The sequence below is a fragment of the Polaromonas sp. genome (assembly GCF_041689105.1).
In the GTDB taxonomy this organism is placed as follows: domain Bacteria; phylum Pseudomonadota; class Gammaproteobacteria; order Burkholderiales; family Burkholderiaceae_C; genus Polaromonas.
In genome coordinates this window covers 1-6,955 of the sequence record NZ_JBDNGU010000059.1, presented here as the reverse complement: position 1 = coordinate 6,955, position 6,955 = coordinate 1, and the positions used below count along the sequence as shown (strand labels likewise).

Sequence of the window (6,955 nt, the reverse complement as noted above, 5' to 3'; positions counted from 1 at the left end):
GGTTGGGGTGGTGCCTTGACACAGATGAGCTGGTTTTTCACCAAGGCCGCGCTGCTGACCTTTGGCGGCGCCTACGCTGTGCTGCCTTATGTCTATCAGGGTGCGGTCGAACAGTTCGGCTGGCTCACCGGGCCGCAAATGATGGACGGACTGGCGCTGGGCGAGACCACACCGGGGCCCTTGATCATGGTGGTGGCCTTCGTGGCTTTTGTCGGCGGCTGGATCAAACAGGTGCTGGGGCCGGACGCGCTGTTTCAGGGCGCGGCGCTGGCGGCGTTGCTGGTGACCTGGTTCACGTTTTTGCCGTCGTTCATCTTTATCCTGGCCGGCGGGCCGCTGGTGGAGTCGACCCATGGCAAGCCGCACTTCACCGCGCCGCTGGCCGCCATCACGGCGGCGGTGGTTGGGGTGATTGCCAGTCTTGCTCTGTTTTTTATAGCACATGTCTCAATCAAAACAGGGGCTACCGCTGGTTTTCCTTCAAATGTGGCGTGGCCGGCGCTGGCCCTGATGGCGGTCGCCGGTGTGGCGCTGCTGCGTTACAAGGCCGGCGTGATCCCGGTCATCGCCGCCTGCGCGCTGGCCGGCTTGTTGTTGCGTCTGGCCGGCCTGGCGTGATGTTGCGCGGCCCCTGCCGCGGTCGGCAGGGGCCGCGTTATGCTCATGGCCATGTATGGTTTCGCGAAAAACACGGCCACCGCTCTCGCATTCAGGGTGCTGGAGCGGCTGTTCGGCCGCTGGGTTTATGCAGTCACGCCTGCCACTTTGCGCCATGACTTGATGGCGGCGCTGCTGGGCGCGGTGCTGGTTCTGCCGCAGGGCATTGCCTTTGCCACCCTGGCCGGGTTGCCGCCCGAATACGGCCTCTACACCGCCATCGTGCCTTGCATCATTGCGGCGCTGTTTGGCTCCAGCTGGCACGTGATGTCGGGGCCCACCAATGCCAACTCGCTGGCCCTGTTTGCGATGTTGTCACCGCTGGCCATCGCCTTCAGCCCCGGCTATATCCAGATGGCGCTGGCGGTGACGCTGCTGGTCGGCATCATGCAGTGGCTGATAGGCGCCTTGCGGCTGGGCACCTTCGCCAATTTCATTTCACCGGCAGCCTTGTTCGGTTTCACCTCCGGGGCTGCGGTCCTGATTGCCGTCTATGCGCTGCCCGATCTGGTGGGGCTGCCCGCGGCGGTCGAACATGGTGCCGCTGCGGTGTTGCTTCACGTGTTTGCAGCGCTCCGATCCATGCAGCCGGTCGCGCTGGCCGTGGCCGCCGTGACCCTGGCCGTGGCCTTGCTGGTGCGGCGTCTGCGCCCCAACTGGCCCTACATGCTGGCCGGTCTGGTAGCGGCAACCGCGTTGTCGTGGGCTTGGACGACCTATGCCGGCGCTGCGCCGCAGCCGCTGCGCACGGTGGGCCAGATCGCCACGCCCTGGCCGAAGTTTGTCGTCCCCCGGATCAGTTGGGCCTCGCTCTCCGAGTTGCTGGGCCTGGCGTTTGCATTGACCATTGTGGCGCTCGGACAGTCGATCTCGATTGCCAAAGCCGTGGCGGCCCGCTCGGGCCAGCGCATCGATGCCAACCGTGAGTTCCGCGGCCAGGGCCTTTCCAACATCGTTGGCGGCTTCTTTTCCTCGTATGTGTCCTGCGGTTCGCTGAACCGCTCCATGCCCAACCTGGAAGCCGGCGCACGCACGCCGCTGGCTGCCGTTTTTTCGGCCGTCCTGCTGCTGGCCCTGGTCGCGCTCAGTGCACCGTTGCTGGCGCAGATCCCGATGGCGGCGCTGGCCGCGCTGCTGTTGCTGGTGGCCGTCTCGCTGCTGGACATTCAGCGCTGGCGCCAGCTGTTTGTGCTGAGCCGCACCGAATTTGGTGTCGCGTTGGCCACCCTGGCGGCGACGGTCAGCATCCGGCTGGAGATCGCGATTTTGCTCGGCACGCTGCTGTCGCTGATGTCTTATCTGTACCGCACGTCCAAGCCGGCGATGCGTACCATGGGTTTCGACAGCCGGGGGCCGGGCCGGCAGTTTGTGGTGATCGACGAAGAAGGAGCAGGCGCGCATGCCGGCGTGGGGGCCGACCGACCCGCCAACATGCCGCCCTTAGGCGGGACCGCCCCCTCGGGGGGCAGCGCAGTACACGAAGCGACGAACGTGGGGGCTCTTTCTTCACCAGCCGGGGCCGCGGATCTGGCTTTGCCAGTCCGCAGGCGCAGCGCCCCCTCGGGGGGCAGCGAAGTACGCGAAGCGACAAGCGTAGGGGCCCACTACTTGCCGGAATGCCCGCAACTCAAGTTGCTGCGTATGGAAGGGGAGGTGTATTTCGGCGCAACGCAGCATGTGGCCGACACGCTGCATGACCTGCGCCACGTCCTGCACCCGCAAAAGCACCTGTTGGTCATGAGCAAAAGCATGAACTTCATCGACCTGGCCGGCGCGCAGCTCTGGGAGCACGAACTCAATGCACGCCGCGCGATGGGCGGCGACCTGTACTTCCACCGTCCGCGGCCCGGGGTGATCAAGATGTGGCAGACCACGGGCTTCACGCGTCTGCTCGGGGCTGAGCACCAGTTTGCGGACAAACGCAGCGCGATCGCGGCGATTTTTACGCGGCTGGACCCGGCGATCTGCCGGCAATGCACGGCGCGCATTTTTGAAGAATGCCTCACCGTGCCGGGGCCTGAGCCGGGGGAGTCCGGCGACAACCTTTAAGCTGGCTTCGATCTGAAAGCGTCTCGAAGACCGGAGGCGCTGCAACAGGCCGGTGGTGCCCGGCCCCGCCCGCCTATGCCGAAGAGGATGACTGATGCGGGAGATACGGTTTTTTCATGATGGCTGTGTCGGCTGAGTTGATTTTCTGCATGAGTGCAGAAAATTCCCCGCTGCGCCGCGTTCCCCCTGTCGCCGGGCTGGCACGTCCGGGCGGGCACAGGTACAGTAGGCTTTCGCATCACTTCCCGGAGTTGTCATGAACGCCCCCCTGCACCGCGAAATTCCTGCCGGCCTGCTTGACGCCGCACAGGCCCTGTCTGATGTCAGTGCCCAATGGGACGGCGACATCGTCAAGCAGATCACCGACTACATCACCATCCCCGCCAAGTCCCCGTCATTTGATGCCGACTGGGCCAGCCATGGCCACATCGACACCGTCATGCGCAATGCGGCCGCCTGGGTTGAGGCGCAAAAGGTCGAGGGTCTCACACTTGAAATCGTCCGGCTGGCGGGCCGCACGCCGGTGCTGTTTTTCGAGGTGCCGGCGACCAAAACCGGGTCTACGGAAACAGTGTTGATGTACGGCCATCTCGACAAACAACCTGAGTTCACGGGCTGGCGCAATGACCTGGGTCCCTGGACACCGAAATATGAGGATGGCAAGCTGTTTGGCCGTGGCGGTGCCGACGATGGTTATGCGGTCTACGCCAGCATCGCCGCCATCCAGGCACTTAAAAGCCAGAAGGTGCCGCATCCGCGCATCGTCGGCCTGGTCGAAACCTGCGAAGAAAGCGGCTCCTACGACCTGCTGCCTTATGTCGATGCGCTGCGCACCCGGCTTGGCGACGTGGGCCTGGTGATCTGCCTGGACTCGGGTGCCGGCAACTACGACCAGCTCTGGCTGACTACCTCGCTGCGCGGCATGGCCAGCGGCGTGCTGAAGGTGGAGATCCTGACCGAAGGCGTACATTCTGGCGACGCCAGCGGGCTGGTGCCGTCGAGCTTTCGCATCATGCGCCACGTGCTGGACCGGCTCGAAGACAGCAAGACCGGCCGCCTGCTACCGCAGAGTTTTCACTGTGAAATTCCAGCCGAGCGGCTGCAGCAGGCCAAAGCCACCGCGCAGATCCTGGGCGACCAGATCTACAAGCGCTTTCCGTGGGCGCACTACGACTGCGGAGGCGCGACGACCTTTGCGTTGCCGACCACCACCGATCCGGTTGAAGCCCTGCTCAACCGCACCTGGAAACCGACGCTGAGCGTGACTGGCGCCGACGGGTTTCCCGAGATGGGCAATGCCGGCAATGTGCTGCGGCCCTATACCGCCTTCAAGTTGTCGCTGCGCCTGCCGCCGCTGGTGGACGCCGCCAGCGCGGTGCAGGAGCTCAAGGCCCTGCTCGAAGACAACGCGCCCTACCAGGCCAGGGTCACCTTTGAAAGCGCAGGTGGTGCCACCGGGTGGAACGCGCCGTCGACCTCGCCGTGGTTTCAGAAAGCGCTTGATGATGCCTCGCAGGCCCATTACGGCGCGCCTTGCGGCACTATCGGCCAGGGCGGCACGATTCCGCTCATGAACATGCTGAGCAAGGGCTTCCCGAAGGCGCAGATGATGGTGTGCGGCGTGTTGGGGCCGAAGAGCAATGCGCACGGCCCCAATGAGTTCCTGCACGTGCCTTACGCGAAAAAAATTACTGCAGCCGTGGCGCATGTCATCGCCTGCATGCCGTGAGAGGGGAGACGTGCTGACGGACAAACCCAGGCTGGCGCCGTTTACCGCGCGTGATGGCGAAAACCTGGCGCTGTACGAGTGGCCGATGGAGGCCTGGCAGGCTGACGATGCGGCGCCGCCGCGCGCCGTCGTGCTGATCGTCCATGGGCTGGGCGAACACGCCAGCCGTTATGACCATGTGGCGCAGCTGCTGCTCGACTGGGGGTTTGCCGTGCGCGCTTACGACCAGCGGGGCCATGGCGAGTCCGGTGGCGTGCGCGGGGGGCTGAGCAGTGAGGCCCTGCTGCTGGAAGACCTCGCCGAAGTGGTGGATGACACGCGCTTGCGCTCCCTGCGCCTGCCGCACGCTGGTGCGGGCGAGTCCCCCAAACAGCTGCCGCTGATCCTGCTGGGTCATAGCCTGGGCGGTCTGGTGGTTGGGCGTTTTGTGTCGCTCCAGATGCGGCCCGTCGATGGCCTGGTGATGTCTTCCCCGGCGCTGGATCCCGGGCTCAATGCGCTGCAGAAACTGCTGCTCGCCACGCTGCCGGTGATCGCCCCCAATCTGCGCGTCAACAATGGCCTCAAGCCCGAATTCATCTCGCACGACAAACAGGTGGTAGACAAGTACCTGGCCGACCCGCTGGTGCACGCCAAAATTTCCGCGCGCTTGGCCAAATTCATTGCGACCGCCGGACCGGCCACCGTAGCCGCCGCATCCAGCTGGTCCACGCCGACGCTGCTGATGTACGCCGGCGCGGACAAGCTGGTCAACCCGGCTGGCAGCCGGGCTTTTGCCGAGGCGGCGGCGCGCCGCAGCGCCCGCCTGGTGACCACGCGGTGTTTTGACGATCTGTACCACGAGCTCTTCAACGAGCTTGATGCCGCGCCGGTGTTTGCCACCCTGAAATCCTGGCTGGACGCGCGGTTTTAGGTCAAAAGGACCTCGGGCCCTTGTAAGGCGGGCACCAGTAGCTATGAAATCTGTAGCGGTTCAGGTGGCCATGGGGCGTCGCCGCTGCAACGCCAGCCAGGCCAGCGCCATGCCCGTCAAGCCCAGCGGCAGCAGCGAGCCCAGGTTCAACAGCGTCCAGCCCTGCGTCGTCACCAGCACGCCTGAGGCCAGCGATGACAGCGCCAGCACCGCGAACACGCAGAAATTGAGCGCGCCCTGCGCCTTGTCCTTTTCCTCGGGGCGGTAGGCTGTCAGCGCCAGCGTGGTAGAGCCGGTGAACAGGAAATTCCAGCCGACGCCGAGCAGGAACAGCGCCACCAGGAATTGGTGCAGCTCGACGCCCGACAGCGCAATCAGCACGCAGGCGACGTTCAGTGTCAGCCCGATCGCCATGATGGGCAAGGTGCCGAAACGCTTGATCAGGTGACCGGTGAAAAACCCCGGCGCGAACATGCCGATCACATGCCACTCCAGCACCAGCGCTGCGTCGGAAAACGGCAGGCCGCAGACCTGCATGGCAATGGGGGTCGCGGCCATCAGCAGGTTCATCACCCCATAGCCCAGCGCGCCGGCGGCGGCTGCGACGATGAACACCGGCTGGCGCATGATCTGGCCCAGCGGACGTCCGCCGCTGGCTGCCTGCAGGGGCGGCGTGGGTGGGAACTGGATAAAGGCGAGCAAGACCATGGCCAGCAGGGCCACGGCTGCCAGCGCGAGGTAGGCGCCGGCAAAAGGAACGGCGGTCAGGGTCCGCGTTCCCGCTGCCAGGTTGGGGCCGGCGATCGCGCCTATCAGCCCGCCGGCCATCACCAGTGACACGGCCTTTTCGCGAAACGCCGGCAGCGCCAGTTCGGCGGCGGCAAAACGGTAGAGCTGGGCATTGGCGTTGTAATAACCGGCCACCACGGTGGCGGCCACCAGCAGCCAGAAGTTCCGGCTGTAGGCGGCATAACAGCACAGCAGCGCCGAAAGCACCGCCACCAGCAGCCCGAGCTGGAACGAGGTCTTGCGGCCGAAACGCTTCTGGGTGCGTGCGACGATGCCGGTCGACAGCGCCCCGCCCACGACATAACCCATGACTGGCAAGGTGGCCATCCAGCCCAGCGGCGCCAGACTCCAGCCGACCAGGCCGTTGATGGCGATGAAGGTCACGTTGTTGGTGAGAAACAGGCCCTGGCAGAGCGCCAGTAGCCAAAGGTTGCGGTTCATTGTTCAGACTTCCAGGGTGAGGAGTGCCAGGCAGGCCAGCGGCGCGGTCTCCGCGCGCAGCGTGCGCGGGCCCAGCGTGACCGCGATAAAACCGGCAGCGATGGCCGCATCTTCTTCGGCGACGCTGAGCCCGCCCTCCGGACCGCTGAGCAGGGTGACGCTTGCAGCGCTGTCCTGGCCGGCCACGGTTTGCAGCAGCGGTCGGGTGCCCGCGCGCAGTGACAGCAGCAGCCGCAGCGCGGCGGGGTCGGCGGCGGGCAGTGCGGCGAGCCAGTCGCCCAGGGTGGCGACCTCATGGATGCGGGGCAGCCGGTTGCGCCCGCATTGCTCGCAGGCGGCGATGGCGATGCCCTGCCAGTGCGCGACTTTTTTGTCAG

General features: G+C 65.5%; 6 protein-coding genes. 4 read left to right on the top strand and 2 right to left on the bottom strand.

The genetic code is table 11. The features are described from left to right. The 4 genes from ACESMT_RS04955 to ACESMT_RS04940 all read left to right on the top strand — a co-directional run. Positions 1 to 618: chromate transporter (locus ACESMT_RS04955; protein ID WP_372825462.1), on the top strand; the 618-nt coding region annotated here is incomplete at its 5' end. A gap of 51 nt (positions 619 to 669) precedes the next feature. Further along, a complete protein-coding gene (locus tag ACESMT_RS04950) occupies positions 670 to 2,706 on the top strand; it encodes a SulP family inorganic anion transporter (RefSeq protein WP_372825463.1) in 2,037 nt (678 codons plus the stop codon). Positions 2,707 to 2,962: 256 nt separating this feature from the next. Next, positions 2,963 to 4,435 (top strand): M20 family metallopeptidase, encoded by a 1,473-nt coding sequence (locus ACESMT_RS04945; RefSeq protein WP_372825461.1) that lies wholly within the window; start codon positions 2,963 to 2,965, stop codon positions 4,433 to 4,435. Beyond that, a complete protein-coding gene (locus ACESMT_RS04940; protein WP_372825460.1) occupies positions 4,413 to 5,348 on the top strand; it encodes a lysophospholipase in 936 nt (311 codons plus the stop codon). Before ACESMT_RS04945 ends, ACESMT_RS04940 begins: the two co-directional genes overlap by 23 nt. A gap of 60 nt (positions 5,349 to 5,408) precedes the next feature. On the opposite strand, the gene ACESMT_RS04935 is transcribed toward ACESMT_RS04940, so the two are convergent. Further along, complete coding sequence (locus tag ACESMT_RS04935; protein WP_372825459.1) at positions 5,409 to 6,578, bottom strand: MFS transporter; 1,170 nt, start codon at positions 6,576 to 6,578, stop codon at positions 5,409 to 5,411. Between the two features lie 3 nt (positions 6,579 to 6,581). Continuing rightward, positions 6,582 to 6,955: 16S rRNA (uracil(1498)-N(3))-methyltransferase (locus ACESMT_RS04930; protein WP_372825458.1), on the bottom strand; the 374-nt coding region annotated here is incomplete at its 5' end.

Excerpts from the sequence above, each read along its gene's own strand:
- ACESMT_RS04950 (WP_372825463.1), top strand. The coding sequence starts at position 670 with ATGTATGGTTTCGCGAAAAACACGGCCACCGCTCTCGCATTCAGGGTG.
- ACESMT_RS04945 (WP_372825461.1), top strand. The coding sequence starts at position 2,963 with ATGAACGCCCCCCTGCACCGCGAAATTCCTGCCGGCCTGCTTGACGCC.
- ACESMT_RS04940 (WP_372825460.1), top strand. The coding sequence starts at position 4,413 with ATGTCATCGCCTGCATGCCGTGAGAGGGGAGACGTGCTGACGGACAAA.
- ACESMT_RS04935 (WP_372825459.1), bottom strand. The coding sequence starts at position 6,578 with ATGAACCGCAACCTTTGGCTACTGGCGCTCTGCCAGGGCCTGTTTCTC.